Below are 245 nucleotides of genomic sequence, written 5' to 3' on the forward strand. Positions count from 1 at the left end.
GTACCGTCGCATGCCGCTGTCGGGCAGCTGTCGCGAGTGCGGCGGGCGCGTGATGCTCACCGTCCATCATAAGTCGGTGCGCAAGTACCTCGAGCCCGCGATGCACGTCGCCGAGGCGTACGGCTGTCGGCCCTACACCACCCAGCGGCTGGAGGTGCTCGCGGCGACGATCGACTCGGTCTTCGAGAACGACCACAACCGCCAGGCGGGCATCGCAGACTTCATCTGACCGATCAGAGGTAGCC

Annotated in this window: 1 protein-coding gene; it reads left to right on the forward strand. The window is 66.5% G+C overall.

Going from position 1 to position 245, the window contains the following annotated elements; translation table 11 throughout:
* Positions 1 to 229 (forward strand): hypothetical protein (locus ACKRDP_RS10030; protein ID WP_409154638.1); only part of this gene is annotated, 229 nt, incomplete at its 5' end.
* Positions 230 to 245 lie beyond the last annotated feature (16 nt).

This window comes from Pampinifervens navoyensis (genome assembly GCF_046159715.1).
Lineage (GTDB): Bacteria > Aquificota > Aquificia > Aquificales > Aquificaceae > Pampinifervens.